General features: G+C 40.0%; 9 protein-coding genes. All 9 read left to right on the forward strand.

Annotated features, from left to right (window positions below; all coding sequences use genetic code 11):
- The first annotated feature begins 320 nt into the window (after positions 1-320).
- Positions 321-6,476: a flagellin gene (locus BLT15_RS05355; RefSeq protein WP_089759425.1), complete on the forward strand. Its 6,156-nt coding sequence runs from the start codon at positions 321-323 to the stop codon at positions 6,474-6,476.
- A 316-nt stretch (positions 6,477-6,792) separates the two neighbouring features.
- Positions 6,793-7,215 (forward strand): IS1096 element passenger TnpR family protein, encoded by a 423-nt coding sequence (locus tag BLT15_RS05360; protein WP_089759427.1) that lies wholly within the window; start codon positions 6,793-6,795, stop codon positions 7,213-7,215.
- 81 nt (positions 7,216-7,296) lie between these two features.
- Positions 7,297-7,554 carry a UPF0175 family protein gene (locus BLT15_RS05365; protein WP_089759428.1) on the forward strand — a complete coding sequence of 86 codons (258 nt, stop codon included), beginning with the start codon at positions 7,297-7,299 and terminating at the stop codon, positions 7,552-7,554.
- Positions 7,547-8,032 carry a PIN domain-containing protein gene (locus tag BLT15_RS05370; protein WP_089759430.1) on the forward strand — a complete coding sequence of 162 codons (486 nt, stop codon included), beginning with the start codon at positions 7,547-7,549 and terminating at the stop codon, positions 8,030-8,032. The genes BLT15_RS05365 and BLT15_RS05370 overlap by 8 nt, the downstream gene beginning before the upstream one ends.
- Before the next feature lie 776 nt (positions 8,033-8,808).
- A complete protein-coding gene (locus BLT15_RS05375) occupies positions 8,809-10,302 on the forward strand; it encodes a class I SAM-dependent DNA methyltransferase (protein ID WP_427854221.1) in 1,494 nt (497 codons plus the stop codon).
- Entirely contained in the window at positions 10,295-11,614 is a 1,320-nt protein-coding gene (locus BLT15_RS05380; RefSeq protein WP_159429830.1) for a restriction endonuclease subunit S, read from the forward strand. Before BLT15_RS05375 ends, BLT15_RS05380 begins: the two co-directional genes overlap by 8 nt.
- A 1-nt stretch (position 11,615) precedes the next feature.
- Positions 11,616-14,672, forward strand: coding sequence for a type I restriction endonuclease subunit R (locus tag BLT15_RS05385; protein WP_089759435.1), 3,057 nt, complete (start codon positions 11,616-11,618; stop codon positions 14,670-14,672).
- 46 nt (positions 14,673-14,718) lie between these two features.
- Positions 14,719-15,450 carry a M48 family metallopeptidase gene (locus tag BLT15_RS05390; protein WP_089759437.1) on the forward strand — a complete coding sequence of 244 codons (732 nt, stop codon included), beginning with the start codon at positions 14,719-14,721 and terminating at the stop codon, positions 15,448-15,450.
- A 43-nt stretch (positions 15,451-15,493) separates the two neighbouring features.
- Complete coding sequence (locus BLT15_RS05395) at positions 15,494-16,564, forward strand: hypothetical protein (RefSeq protein ID WP_089759439.1); 1,071 nt, start codon at positions 15,494-15,496, stop codon at positions 16,562-16,564.
- Positions 16,565-16,596 lie beyond the last annotated feature (32 nt).

Here is a 16,596-nt window from a genome sequence, read left to right on the forward strand (position 1 = left end):
TTTTTTATTTTACAGTGAATTTTCCAGTCGGCGATTTCGAAAAATAAAAGAAATCGGGGATATATAGCAGCTAATAAAAGCTTTAACTATATAATTGCTTTTAATAGTTAATAATAGCAATTTAAGATGTTCAAATTTATCAGGTAATCTTACGATAATATTATTGAGATGGAAATAAAAACAATTTAACACAAATATAATCATAAAAAAGGTAAATATGAAGTAAATATGCTAACTCAAACCTGGAAATATCGTAATTTCAATTTTCTTCTCTACATACTTTCTCATTCTTTAGTCTTTTATCGAATGGAGGGCAATATATGAGAATAAATCACAACCATATCTCTGTACAGGCTAATAACAGGCTTCGCAAAAACAATTCAGCAATACGAAACAATTCCGAAAGCCTTGCCTCCGGTAAGAGAATAAATCGAGCCGCCGATGATCCGGCCGGTCTGGGCATCAGTCAGCGCATGGAAGCACGAAATAGAGGGCTTGAGCAGAACAGGCAAAATATTCAGGATGGCAAGTCTTTACTCGATACCGCCGATGGCGCTGTAGGTCAGATGCAGGACAAGGCCCAAAGAATGCGAGAACTCACAATTCAGGCCGCCAATGGAACACTGACGGACAGTGAGCAGGAATCAATAAAGGAGGAAATGAGATCTTTAGAGGCGGAGATGAGCCGCACCAGCAAGCAGACGGAATTCAATGAAATTCCTATAATTGACGGCAGTTTAAGCCAGAAAACTGAGGATGTAGAAGGAGAGAAGGAAACAGGTTTAGATGTGCCCGATGATGGTAACTTTTATTCTCAGGAGCTAGAAGTGGGGGAATTTACTGTCGAATATCGTTTCCAGAGAGATGTCGACGAAGAAGGAAATGATATTTTGAATATTGAGCTCTGGAGCGAGGGGACCAGGCTGGCCCGGGATGAACTTATCCAGGATCCAATCGAAGGAGAAGCTGCTGCTGGTGATCCGGAAGAATTAAATTTTAATGATGAGCTTGATTCTCTCTTCACCGGCGGCGCAGATGTTGTAGATTTTGTCCCCGGAGATGGTGATAATACTTTTATGGCAGTTGGAACAGCAGAAACAGATGAAGGCGAAGGGGAAGAACATATATTTGCAGCTGAATTCGCTTTTGAAGACGGAGAACTTGAGGTGCAGTGGGAGGACAGTTACCGCTATGAAGAAGATTTGCGTGCTGAAGGCATCAGCATTGATCGTTTGGATCAGGAAGGAAATGAGTTTATAATTTCCGGTCAGACGGGCAGTGAAGATGGGGATGGAGAAGTAATATTGATGAAAGTAGAAAGGGATAATGAATCTATTTTTCTGGATGATGACTTTGAGTTTGAGGAGATTATTGGCAGCAATGACGATTTTGGACGCAGCATCGAAGGGCTTGAGGGAGGCGGCAAAATTTTGGCTGCCAGTGTTGAAGCTGCCCACGGTAATAAAGATCTACTTGTTTTAAAATTGAATGAAGATGGCATCTATGAGTGGGAACAGCGAATAGAGGATAGCGATAGTGATGATATCGTCTGGGATATAGAAGAGACATCTGATGGTGATTTTGTGATAGCGGGTGAGAGTGAAGGAGCTGCAGCTTTACATAAAATGAGCTCCGAGGGAGAAATCCTCTCCACACATACTGAAGATAGTTTAGATCATTTTATCGATATTGAAGAAGATGCTGAGGGGAATATAATTGCAGCGGGTTATGATGGGAATGATGGTCTTGAAGTCAAAAAGTTTGCAGACAATGGTAACGAGCTTGAAGAAGAGGACTCCAACAATATTGACGCTGCTCCGGAATATTCGGATTTCACCGACATTGATGAAAATCACGATTTTAGCCTGGAGGTTGTGGAAGGACCGGATGGTGATCCTGATGAGGAGGCATACATAATTTCAGCATCTGCGAATGAAAACGATGGAAGCCGGGAGATGAAAACTGTAAAGCTGGATGAAGATTTTGAGGAAGAATGGGACTCAACAGAGCTGGACAGCGGTTCTCACGGCAATAAAATGTCAGAGATATCTCCCAACAGTGACGGGGGTTATCTGGCTTTTAACCCCGAAGAAAACGAAGATGAGCTTGAGAACACAATAGCACATTTTGATTCACAGGGAGTTTATCAGTGGGAAAAGGATTTAACTGAGGTATTTGAGGAAGTGGATAGCGGTGACCTTAATATCGAAGAAGTAGCAGCTGCTGGAGACAGCTATCTGGTTTTGATAGAGGATGAGGAAAGCAGTGATTTGTATGCAGCGGAAATTGATACGGATGGAGATATAAACCAGGAAGAATTCCAGCTGGAGGAAGTAAACGGGGAAGATTTTTCCCAATTACAGCTTCTTGATCAGGGCGAAGATGGTTTTGCCGTTATAACAGAAGAGAATGATATGGAGGAATTGAGCATTCATGTCTATGAAGACGGAGGACATGAAGATGAATATACAGGATTTTCAGATCTGGATTATGATGTCGAAGAGATAAATGGGATTACCCGCACGGAAGAAGGCATTGCCGCTGCTGGCAAAACGGGTGATGGTTCTGCAATAGAGGTTTCTGCTGAGGGCAGAGATGTATATGAAAATATAACTGTGGGATTTGAGGAAAGCGATGAAGAGGGCGTTAGTTTCGAAGATGATGAATTAACTGTAGGTCTAAAAGAAGATGAGATTTATGGAGTTGAGGATGTAGAAGATGTTTTTGATGAACATGTTGAAAATGAAGAAGTCATTACATACTTTGAGGGTGGAGATTTTGAAGATATAATATCTAATCAAAATGGTGATGATTTTGATAACGAAGCCAGTGTCAATAATTTGGACTTTGAAGCTGATGATGAAATAAATTTTCTTGATCTGGAAAATTTTGAGGAAGAAATTGAACTCTCCGGAGGTGAGAGCCCTGAAAGAGCATCTGCAGATGATACACTGACTGATGATATAGAGGTTACGCTGTCTGTAGATGAAGATGAATACGATGATCATTCCGATGAATATGATGAATTAGAAATAACATTTGAAGCTGGTGACGAAGAAGATCTTGATATTAGTTCCGAAAATGATCAAACAGATGTAACAATCACTTTGGAAGATGAGGAGGTTTATAGTGAAGGGGATATAGATGATATTCTACATGGAGAAGCAAACGATGATGATGAGCTTCCAGATGAGGTTGATCTTGAAAATATAAATTTTGAATTTGATGGCGATCTACTGGCGCAAAATTTAGAGGGTGAAGAATTTGATCTGGATGATGAGGAGACTGTTAGAGATATTGATCAAGATATCGATGTGGAAATACTTGGCGGCGATACAGATGATTATGAAACAATTGAAGAATATAATATTGATATTGAGTTTGAAGAAGATGAAGATGTAGATATGGGAGAGGAAACAGGAAATTATGAAGATGACACACTAACTGTAAATATTGCGGAATCAGAGCAATATAATTCTGAAAATCTGAAAGATGCTATAGAAAATGCAGTTGAAGATGCAAAAGATGGAAATGGTGAACTGGAAGATATTGAGGGAGAAAATTTCGCAGTAGATTTTGAGTTTGCGGACGCAGACAATGACGCAGACAGCGTAAATATCAGTTCCGGAGGTTTAGACAACAGTGATTTTGACCTGACTGGTGCCGATGAAGGTGAAGAAGCTGAAGGTGAAGAGGATGTTAATGATACTACTCTTACAATTACCGGAGGCAGACATGAGGATTATGATGATATCACCATAGATTTTGAAGTTACAGATGATCTTGATCCGGGAGAGACCGATTATGATATCGAGAATAATAATTTGACGATTAGGATTGGAGAAGAGTTAAAACTTGATGAATTTGATATTGAAAAATCTGATGATAGTATAGATTTTGAAATGGCCGGAAGAAGCTGGGACGGCAAGGAGATAACTTTGGATGAAGAAAATGGAGATGAATACTCCGGTGAAAGCGAGGAATTCGGGGGGATGTGGCTGGCCGAATTGGAGTCAGAAAATAATGGGATAAATACAACTTTGGAAAAGATATTTGGAGATGACGGCGGCCTGCAGCTCCAATCAAGGAGTGATGGGTTTATAGCCACCGGCCGGACTGACGGAGATAATCCCCGGGTACTGATGGTGGATGATGACTTAAATGTAGACCATGATAGTGTTGATGATAATGGAAATATAAAACTTACTGAAATTCTGGATGATAATGGGGGATTCATTGTAGCAGGAAAAGATGAAAATGATGCTGCTGTAATGGATCGGATTTCAGATGAAGAAGACCTTGATATGGATTATTCTGATCTGACTTTTGATGAAGATATTAGTCTGGTATCCGGTTTTATTTCCGGTTCATCTGACGATAATCTTCAGAGAGTTGAAGTTGCTGAAGATGATTTTGGCGACGAAGCCGATCTGTCTGATTACAGGGCTTTTTCTCGCAGTATTGCTGTCGACGAGGATGAGAATGTATATGTTGGGGGAAATAAAGAATATCTGGGCCAGCATGATGAAAGCGGAAATATCCGCAAACTAAACGATGAGGGTGGACTTGAGTGGGAGAACGACATCTCCGAAAACGGTGAAACACCAATTGTTCAGAATATGCATCTATCACAGGATGAAGATGAGCTGGTTGTCACAGGCAGTTTGAATGAGGAAGAAATGTTTGTGTATGGTATTTCAGCTGATAATGGTGATGAGAACTGGTCTCAGGAATTTGATGCCCTCAGCAGTTTAAGTATTAGTGAGACTGAGGAAGGAGAATACCTTGTTACCGGACATCGGGAGATGGAAAATCCGGATGAGCTTTATCAGTACAATCATGGTGAAGTCGATGAAACAGATGTGCGGGATATCACTGCATTGAAGCTCGATTCCGATGGAGAAGTAGAGTGGCGGCGGGATTACGGGGCTGATGATGATCTGGCCGGCAATGTTCATCCTTCCGATGAAGGCGGCTTTGTTGCCGCAAGCAGCAGGACCAGCTATTCCTATCCAAAGGCTAAAGGTGACTCGGCAGATGATGCCGAGGCCACTTCTGTAAAGGATGCTGTTATTACCGGAGTTGATGATAATGGCAGCTGGCAGTGGGATTTTGAACTGGGGCGAGCTCTTCGAAATGATGATATGCCTGAAAATCTTGATATAATAGATAATGAAGATAGTCTGGAAGGAGTATATGTTCAGGATAGTTTTGATTCTGAAGGTGAATGGGATGGATATGTAATGACTGCTCACAGAGAAAGAGAGGATGGCAGTGAAGATGTAATAACGGTTGGACTCAAAGCCGATGATGGCAATGAAGAGCCGGAGATTGCCTGGATTGATAGTATGGAGGCTGAAAACTCTTACGAAGTTGGCAATATTTCTGCCACTGATGATGGTGGATATGTAATGACAGGCAGTGTTGAACAGGATGGCAACAGCAATGTCTGGGCAAGAAAACTCAACAGTGACGGCAGCCAGGATTTTTACAGTACTTTTACAGAAAATGACGGTGAAGATCATGGAAATCACATAAAAGAAGTTTTCGTGGATGAAGAACCGCATTATGTTTTAACCGGCAGCACCTCAACTGAAGATTTTGCTGGCAGAGCCGGGGAACTTGAAGGTGATCAGGATCAGCTTGTCATGATGATTGATGCTGATGGTGAAATCGAATGGGCTGATGCTATCGGCGGCAGCGGAGATGACAGCGGGGAATCTATCCGGCAGTACGAAGAGGGAAGGTATATTATGACCGGGGTCACATCTTCTGGAACCTGGGAAGACCAGGAAAATGGTGAAAATAACGGACAAAATGGCGAAATACAGCCTGATGGCGATGTGTCACCTCACCCTTCAGCCGACTCAGAAGAGGCTATGTGGACTGTTGCTTACAGCCTTGAGATAGATAGCGAGACTTTATCTCCCGATAAAGAGGCAGAACAGCCGGCACCTTATGGTACCGGGGAGATATTTCTTGAACTGGATAATGCCGAAGTCGAATATAACTGGGAGAATTCAGAAGTAACCTATATGTCGGCAGAAGGCGAGCAGCATACCGATTCTAAATTTGGGGTTCAGGTTGGACCGGATTCCTCTGATAAGATTTTTCTGGAAATAGATAATGTTAGAACCGAAAATTTAGGTTTTGAGGAAGGCTGGCTCGACGGTGATTTTTCCGATGAGGAATTTGTCAGTGAAACTTTAGAAACCATAGATGGCGCCATTGAAAAGCTGAGTTCTGCCCGCTCGGAAATAGGAGCTTTCACAAATAGGCTGGAGCATTCTTTGAGCAACGTGGAAAATTATAATGAAAACCTTGAATCCGCTCGTTCTCGTATAGAAGATGCCGATATGGCCCGGAAACTGACAGAACAGGTCAGGCTTGATATCTTAAATCAGGCCATATTGTCGATGCAGGCCCAGGCTAATCAACAGCCGCAGACCGTGCTGCAGCTTTTGGGAACGGCGTGATATTTGGTTGATTTAAATTCTATTCAGCACCTTCAAAGTTCGTCCCGCACCCGGCAGGAAAATTGTGATTCTGGGCATTGCGGTTTTTTCTTTCCCGTTAAATCGTTAATGGCAGCTCAATTAATGGCAGCTTTTGAAATTTAATATTACTGCAGGCAAGAACGGTCTGAGCGATAATTAAGCAATTATTAAGCTCAGGCTTTTTTAATTTAAACAATGTAGAATTTGCTTGATATTAAAGGATTTTGATGAAATTTTTAGAAATGTATATTAAGAAGGACAACAAAAGAAGCTCAAATATAAAGAGGGTGATAACATGGGAGAAATATTGCAGCTGAAGGTTAAATTTCCTGGCACCGGAACCTGTAAGCGGTTTTTGATAGAAAGTGAAGATACCTTTCAAGATCTGCATGAATTTCTATTTGATATATTGGGTCGACATGATAGGACTCATCTGCATGAATTCATCATAAAAAAGAACATAAAAGTTGCCCCAGAGGAGAACGGAGCTCCCAATGGTCTGGGACATTTTAGCTTTGCGAAGAGTGACGAAGGAGATTATTATAAGCAGGATAAAACTAAGCTGGCTAAATTTTTGATGAAAAAGGGACAGAGTTTCATTTATCGATATGATTTCGGCGATGACTGGAGATACGATATCATCCTGGAGAAAATGAAGGATAGAGAATATATCGAAGAATATGACGAGTTTCCGGTGAAGATTGAAGATGATTTTTAGGTTAGAGGTAATGGTGTTATAATTAGTTATGAAGAATGAATATTCAGCTGAGAAATAAATTAATTTAGAGGTGAGATAAAGATGCCTGCTAAAAAAGAAGTGGAATTTCCAGAAGAAATACTTGTAAGTTTAAAAACCAGTGAAGATGAATTAATAAAAGAGATGAAACTGGCGCTGGCTGTCAAATATTTTAAGGAGAAAAAATTATCCGTAGGTCAGGCCGCTGAACTGGCAGAAATGCCAGAAGAAGATTTTATTAGATATCTAGGAGAAGAAGAAATATCTGTTTTTAGATATGATGATTTGGAAGAATTAGAGGAAGATATTGAAAATGCCTGAAGTTGTTGCTGATTCTACAGTAATAATATTTTTATCTAATATCGGGCATTTATGGCTGATAAAAGAGCTATATGAGGAAATTTACATTCCGGAAGCCGTTTTGAAAGAAATTCGAGTAAAAGGGGAATCTTCGAAAGCTTTTCGAAATATGGATAAAGCTGATTATATTAAAAAATTTAATTCAGAGAATATTAAAGCTAGCGATTTTCTCTCTTCATCCATTCATAAAGGGGAAGCAGAAGTTATTGCTCTGGCAAAACAAATCGAGGCAACCAGGGTTATTATTGACGACTACGCAGCAAGAAAACACGCCCGGTATTTGGACTTGAATGTCACGGGGACTTTGGGAGTTTTATTGAGAGCTAAAAATGAAGGGCTGATTGATAGTGTTAAGCCACTTGTGGATAAAATGATAGAAGAAGGATTTCATGTAGATGATAAACTCTATAACTTCGTTTTGAAGAAGGCAAATGAATAACTGATAGTTTAGGCAACAATTTATTTTAATCAGCTTTTGCGAAATAAAAATATAAGACAAAAAGATATCGATTTTCGAGAATAATAATATGAAAGAATAATGAAGTCAATACCCTCACATCCCTTATTGAACTTTCGAAAAATGCGCTCTCTGAAAACACATTAACTATACATATATTTGCTGGTCTGTTAAACATGAAAAATTTTTGTCTTGTTGAAAAAGGTATAAGTATATCAATTACCGAATAGTGAATGTTGTCGTATTTCATCTGGAGCTGGCGGGTTAACCGAGGTAGTGCTGACTTATTACTCATAAGATGGTTGAGCTCCCTTCTTCATGTATAAACTATATACGAAAATTTTCTTCTGGGAGTGGGGGTATAGCAAATTGTGCAAGGATAAAAGCAGATTATGTTTGTATCAATATTTATATGAATAACTGTTATGCAGGTGTTTAATGAATTACTCAGAATTACATAAATTAGAAGAATAAAAGAATTACATCAACTGGAGGGATATCATGAACCGAGGCCGATACAATATTCCTGCTGAGAATAATCGGGAGGTTATCACCTTAAAAAAGTTCTGCAATGACTGCAGGAAGGACTCTCAAAGCTGCGAAATGGACCCTTCCAGTTGCCTTGAAAAAGCCAGTATTTATCGGAAATATGTCAGAATTAAACAGGAATAAAAAGGGATAAATATAAAAATGGAGCATCCATGCGATAATAACCTTGTAATAATGAGCAATATTTGATATCTAAAGGAGTGATTTTATTGACAGATAAATTAACACTTGATGAACTGGAATCGCACCTCTGGGAATCGGCAAATATATTAAGAGGCAGCATAGATTCTGCTGACTACAAGAACTATATTTTCGGACTTTTATTTTTAAAAAGATTAAGCGATGTCTTCCAGGAAAATAGAGAACATATTAAAGAAGAGTATGGCGAAGAATTTCTTGATGACCCTGATTTTTATACCGAATCATATGTATATGTACCGGAGAGAGCCCGATGGGAACACATAAAAGAACAGACTCAGGATATAGGAGCAGATATCAATAAAGCCTTTGAGAAGCTGGAGCAGGAAAACCCTGTCCTTGAAGGTGTGCTGACACCGGTTGATTTTAATGACAAAGAGAGATTACCTGACCACGTTTTAGAAGAGCTGATACAGCACTATTCTGATATAAATCTGGGTAATGATGATTTGGATGACCCCGACATACTGGGAAGAGCTTATGAATATCTTATACGACAGTTTGCTGATGATGCGGGCAAGAAGGGGGGCGAGTTCTACACTCCCCGTGGTGTGGTTAAATTATTGGTGAGAATTCTCGACCCGGAAGAAAACATGAGAGTGTATGACCCCTGCTGTGGGTCTGGAGGTATGCTCGTTTATTCCGCCGAACATATAAGAGACAACGGCAACAGTATGGAACATATATCCTTATTCGGTCAGGAAAGAAATCTAAATACCTGGGCTATCTGCAAAATGAATATGTTTTTACATGAGCTATTTGATGCCCGGATTGAACGCGGCGACACGATGAGGGAGCCCGAATTTACCCAGGATGGAGAATTGCAGCAGTTCGACAGGGTAATCGCCAATCCCATGTGGAACCAGAAAGAATGGAGCAAGGAATACCTGCAGGAGGCCAATCCTTACGGCAGATTCTCCTATGGTTTCCCACCTAAAAACTCCGCAGACTGGGCCTGGATACAGCATATGCTGGCCAGCGCCAATAGAGAAGGTAAAGTCGGTGTTGTGCTCGATAATGGAGCATTATTCCGCAGCCGGTCGGAGGGTAAAATAAGGAAAAAAGTGCTGGAAGATGATTTGGTGGAAGCTGTTATTGCCCTGCCGGAGAATTTATTCTATAACACCTCATCTCCGGGCTGTATCCTGATATTTAATAAAGATAAACCGAGTGAACGCCGGGATAAAGTCATATTCATATATGGTGAAGAGAATTTTGAAGAAGGCAGCAATCAAAACTATCTGAGGGAAAAACATAGAGATAAAATAGTTGAGGCTTATCGTGATTATGAGGATGTAGAAAAATATTGTCGGGTAGTTGATATGGAAGAAATAGAGAGGAACGATTATAACCTAAATGTGCCGAGATATGTTGATACCACCGAGCCGGAGGAGCCTATAGATGTTGATGAGGTGTTAGATGAATTGAGTGAATTGGAAGATGAAAGAAATGAAGTAGAAGATGAGATGTATGGTTATCTTGAAGAGTTGGGGTATGATGGTTGAGCAGAATTTAAAAGAAACCTCATTTGGGTTCATACCTGAAGATTGGGAATTGAAACCTTTAAACGAATTAGGGGAAGTAACCGGAGGAACTACTCCCAAAAGAAGCAATCCAGAATTTTGGGGAGGAGAGATTCCCTGGTTAACTCCCTCAGAAATAACAGATAATATAGCAAATCGAGTTGATGAAACAAAAGAATATTTAACAGAGATGGGATTAGACAGTTGCTCAGTTAAAGTTTTACCTCCAGGTACAGTAATGTTAACAAGTAGAGCTACTATAGGCGAATGTGTTATTAATGAAGTTCCCATGGCTACAAATCAAGGATTTGCTAATATAATTTGTGATAATGAGAAAATTTATAATCACTTTTTACTTTATCTGTTAGAAAAAATTTCCCCTAGATTAGAAGCTTTAGCAGGGGGGAGTACTTTTTTAGAAATAAGCAGAACAAGTGTTAGATCATTAAATGTTCCTGTTCCCCCACTCCCCGAACAAAAAAAGATGGCTGATATATTATCATCAGTTGATAAAGCAATCGGGAAAACAGATGAAATTATAGAAAAGACAGAAAAGCTGAAAAAAGGTTTGATGCAGAAGCTTCTGACAAAAGGAATTGAGCATGATGAGTTTAAGGAAACTATATTAGGTACTATTCCGCAAAGCTGGGAAATTAAACAAATGCGGAACATATGCAATAAAATAACGGATGGAACTCACGATACGCCGCCGCTTAAGGATAATGGTTATCCTTTTGTTACAGCAAAGAATATAACAAATGGGAAATTGGATTTTAGTGATTGTAATTATGTTTCATCAGAAGAACATAAAAAGATTATTAGCAGAAGCAAGCCAGAACAAGGGGATATTTTATTTACCCATATAGGAACTATAGGCGAAGTTGTTGAAGTAGATGTTAATTTTGAATTCAGCATAAAGAATGTAGCTTTATTTAAACCAGATAATAATCAAGTAAAAAGTAGATACTTTAAGTTTTCATTAGAGAGCAATATTGTTCAAAATTTTATTCAAAGAATTTTGCAAGGAGGGGTTCAACAATATTTAAGCCTAAAAACCTTACGAGGTTTAAATGTTCCGGTTCCTCCCCTTCAGGAACAGAAGAAAATAGCATCTATACTATCCTCAGTAGACAAAAAAATCCAGAAAGAAAAAGAGTACAAAGAAAAATTAGAACACCTGAAAAAAGGCCTCATGCAGAAGCTGCTCACAGGTGAGGTGAGGGTTGAAGTAGATGAAGATGAATATGCTCAAATAGAACAAATAGAACAAGTAGAAGAGGCAGCAGGTGATTAATATGCAGAGAAACTGGGATGAATACCACCAGGCGGAAAAGCCCGCCCTGGATTTATTTGAAAAGTTAGGATATGATGTCTATGATTTCCACGCAGATGACGAGAGAGATAGACCGCTAAGAGAGTCCGAACATCACGTCATACTGCAGGAGGAGCTGCGCGATGCTTTAAAGAGAATTAATCCCTGGATAAATGAAAACAACCTCAACAAAGCCGTCAACAAAATCAGACCGGCCCGGATTAAAGCCACTGACCTGATGGAAGCAAACGAAATCATATACCAGAGATTGGTAAAACACATCTCCTTAACTCAGGATTTGGGCCAGGGCAAGAAAAATCAGACTGTAAAATATATAGACTACGATAACCCGGAAAACAATCAGTTTACCGTCATGAACCAATTTGCCGTCAAAGGCCGCGATAGAATCAAACCGGATATTGTTGTCTTTGTCAACGGAATTCCCCTGGCTGTTATAGAATGCAAAAATAAAACTACCATCAATGAGCCGGAGGAAGAAGCAATAACGCAGCTGAGAAGATACCAGAATGTCCGCGATGGCGAGGAAGGTGCTGAACATTTATTCTACCCCAATCAAATACTGGTTACTGCCTGGGGTAATTCCGCCTCTGCCGCCACGGTGGGCGCACCTGCCCGCGTATATAAGCCCTGGAAAGACCCCTATCCCTACAGCAAAGAAGAGGTTACCGAGATAACCGGCTTCTCTCCCAACCTGCAGAATATACTGCTCTTTTCCCTGTTCAAGAAGGATAGATTCCTGGATTATATCCGCAATTTCATAGTATTCGAGAGAGAAGGCAATTCTATGGTCAAGATGGCGGCCAGATACCAGCAGTACAGGGCGGTTGTCAAAGCCATGGAAAGAATAAAGAATGCTGATTCTCCCGATGACAGAAGCGGCACCGTCTGGCATACCCAGGGCTCGGGCAAATCACTTACCATGCTGTTTTTGGCCCTGAAACTAAAGCGCTTTAAAGAGATAGGCAATCCCACCATTTTGATAGTGACGGATAGAGTGGATTTGGATGAACAGATAACCGGTACCTTCAAAAGATGCGGCTTTCCCAATCCCAAAAGAGCAGAGAGCGTGGAGAATTTAAAAGAGCTCCTCACCTCCGATGTTGGCAGAACTGTAATGACCACCATCCATAAATTTCAGGATGAGGAGAGGGAAAAATATCCCGTCCTATCCGAGGATGAAAGTATATTTGTCATGGCCGATGAGGCTCACAGAACCCAGTTCAAAGAGTTAGCAGCCAACATGAGAAGAGCTCTGCCCAACGCAGCCTACTTAGGCTTCACCGGTACTCCTATAGATAAAGAAAGCAAAAGCACCTTAAGAACTTTCGGCGATTACATAGATACCTATACCATTGAAGAATCCGTCGATGATGAAACCACCCTCCCCATCAAATACGAGAGCAGATTGGCGGAGTTACACCTGGAGGATAGTTACCTGGATGAAAGTTTTGAGAGGGTATTCTCCGATTACAGCGAGGAAGAAAAGAAGAAGATAAAAGAAAAATACGCCACAGAACGCGATATAGCCCAGGCTCCCAAAAGGATAAGAGGTATCTGCCATGATATTATTGACCACTATGAAAAGAAAATAAAGCCTTTGAAAGGTCAGATAGTTACCGTAAGCAGGCGGGCTGCGGTCAGATATAAAAAGATACTGGATGAACTCAACGGTCCCGAATCAGTTCCTGTAATTTCCGGCGACAATAACGATGAGGGTTTGATAAAGAAATACAGCGTGGATAATGCGGAAAAAAGCGAGATAGTAAGCCGCTTTAAAGACTACCGCTCCAGCCTCAAATTTGTTATCGTCTGCAATATGCTGATTACGGGCTTCGATGCCCCGGTAGAACAGGTTATGTATCTGGATAAGCCGCTTAAAGAACACAATTTGCTCCAGGCTATAGCCAGGGTTAATAGACCCTTCCCCGATAAAAACTACGGACTGGTGGTTGATTACTACGGCGTATTCGATGATTTGCAGAAGGCCCTGGCCATATTCAGCTCCAAAGATGTGGAAAATGCAGTCACTCCCATAAGAGATGAAAAGCCCCGGCTGGAGAGCAATTACCGGGCGGTGATGAAGCTATTTGAGGGTGTGGATATGGATGATTTGGATGCCTGCGTTAAACTTTTTGAAGATGAGGAGAAGCGGGCAGAGTTCAAAAACAAATTTAAAGCATTCTCCAAAAGCATGGATATTATCATGCCCGCCCCCATAGCTGACCCCTACCGCAAGGATTTAAAGAAATTAGGCAAGATTTACCGGGCGGTAAGAAACACCTACAGGGATGACAGCATCAATATAAAGGGTGCCGGCAAGAAGGTGAGAAAGTTAATAGATAACCACGTAAGCTCTCAAAATATAAAGAGACTGTATGGACCGGTATCGATACTGGATGAACAGGAGTTTGATGAAGTGATGGAGGAGATAGAGGATGAGGAAGCCAAAGCAATAGAGATGGAGCATGCCATAAAGAAAGAGTTAAGCGTCAGGATGGAGGAAAATCCTGCTTTATACCAGAGTTTGAGCGAGAGACTGGAGGAAATAATAGAAAGACGCAAGGAAAAGCAGATGAGTTTTTGTGAGCAGTTAGAGGAGATGGAAGAAATAGTGGTGGAGATGCGGACAGTTAAAACGAAAGCGGAAAAGCTGGGCTTTAACCAGCAGGAGTATGCTTTGTATGAACTTTTGCTGCAGGAACAAAAGACGGAAAAGGAAAAAGAAGAGGGAAAGGAAAAAGAAAGTGATAATATTAAACTCAGTGAACCAACAAAAGCATATACTGCTGAAGGTGACGGTTTGAATATAGACGAGAAGATGAAGAAGCTTACGGAAAATATCATGGACAGCATAGAAGAATACACGGAAATAGACCTCTGGAAGGAAAAATCAGAGGTGCAGAAGAAGATGCGCAAGGAAATAAAGATTAACCTTTGTGAATATGAGGAATTTAAATCCAAGCTGGACGGTATTACCACTCAAATCATGAAACTGGCCAGAAAAGTATTTGTTCTTTAAAAAGATATGACATTATATCATATACTGCATATACTGGAGGAAGATAATGAGGGTACTTGAGCTCGGTTCAGAGAAAGTTGAATATGATGTTGTCAGGACCGACAGGAAAACTGTGGGGATAAACATCGACCCTGAGAAGGGCATTGTGGTTCGTTCTCCTAAGGATTTGTCGGAAAGCGAGATAAAAGATTTGGTGGAGGATAAATCCAGCTGGATTAAAGAGAAGCTGGACAAAATAGAGGAAATCAAACCCAGACCACAGCCTAAAGAGTTTTTGAGCGGAGAGAAGCTTCCCTATCTGGGCAGAAGATATAGATTAAAAGTAAATGCTAAAAATAGTATTGGCAGTGTAAATGTTAAACTGTATAGAGGTAAATTTATGATATATTATCCGGAGAAATTGGAGCAGAATGAGGAGAAAAGAAAAAAAGCCATCAGAGAGGAACTCATAAGCTGGTACAGAAATCATGCAGAAACAAAAATTAAAGAAAGAGTGGATAAATATAAAGATAAAGTAGGTGTAAGTCCCAATAATGTCAGGGTAAAAAAGCAGAAAAAGCGCTGGGGGAGCTGCAGCAGCAAAAACAATTTAAACTTCAACTGGAAGATAATCATGGCTCCCATGACGATAGTGGATTATATTGTTATTCATGAGCTTACACATCTGCAGTATCCCAATCACTCAAAGGATTTCTGGCAGACGGTAGAAACGATAATTCCCGACTATGATGAGCGGCGGGAGTGGCTTAGGGTTAATGGCAGGAGGCTGGATTTTTAGAGTGAATACCAAATTAATTAAGAATTATTAGGGGGAGGGAACCTTGAAACACAAACACATTGAAATTAAAAAAATAAGTAGTGTAATCGATGAGTTTGAAAAATTCATGGATGGTGAAGGTCAGAAACACAAAGAGGAAAGAATTGAAAAGAACAGATTTCTTGATAAATATTTTTCGGAAGATAATATAGAAGATATTGATGAAGGGGTTATAAGAGAACTTATAAAAAAGCTTTGGGCATTTTTCAGCTGGAATAACAAAAACTATCCTGCTACAGAGATGATGAAGACTGGTATGGAGGAAATAAAAGAAGGCTTTAAAATATTGTTGCATGATGTGGAGAGACCAATCTCAGAGCGGTTTGACTATGTAAATGAAAATATTAGAATGATGGGGCCAGCAGGAATTTCAGAAATTTTAGCTCACATTGACACAAATTATGCTATCTGGAATAGAAGAGCTTTAGATGGTTTGAAATGGCTGGGGGTTGAGAGTGAAAGATTAGCTGAAAACAATTTAAAAGGTAGTCAGTATGAAGATTTTTGTGAATTATGCCGGGAAGTATTGCAAGAAATAAATCAAGAGACTAATTTGGTAAATGATTTGCTTGAGTTAGATTTTCTTCTATTTTATATATCGAATAACAAATTGGACGATGAAGATGGAGAAGAATCCTCACAAAAAACTGGTTTAACTCCAAAAGATTTTGCTCATGATGCGGTTATTGAACAGGTAACACAATTAGGTGATGGTTTAGGATTTGAAGTTGAAAGTGAGTATGTAGTAGCTCCAGGTTGCCGTATAGATGCTATTTGGCGCAGCAGAATTGCTAATCTCGGTACTATTTCTTATGCTTTTGAAGTTCATAGAAAAGGAAGCAGAGATTCGGCAATATTAAACTTGCAGAGAGTTTTAAGACTTGAACACTCAATTCAAAAAGTAATATTGGTTTCATATAAAGAGGAGATTGAGGCTTTCAAAGATGAAATATCCACCTTGAGTGAGGATTTTAGAAACAGCATGTGCTATTTTCGAGTGGAAGATTTACGGGAGTCATTAAATCATCTGGATACTATGCGTGATATCCTTGATGATGTGGGGCTTATGATATAAAATTAATATAAATAAGGTGCGAGGTGATAATT

It is taken from the genome of Halarsenatibacter silvermanii, from assembly GCF_900103135.1.
Classification (GTDB): Bacteria; Bacillota; Halanaerobiia; order Halanaerobiales; family Halarsenatibacteraceae; genus Halarsenatibacter; species Halarsenatibacter silvermanii.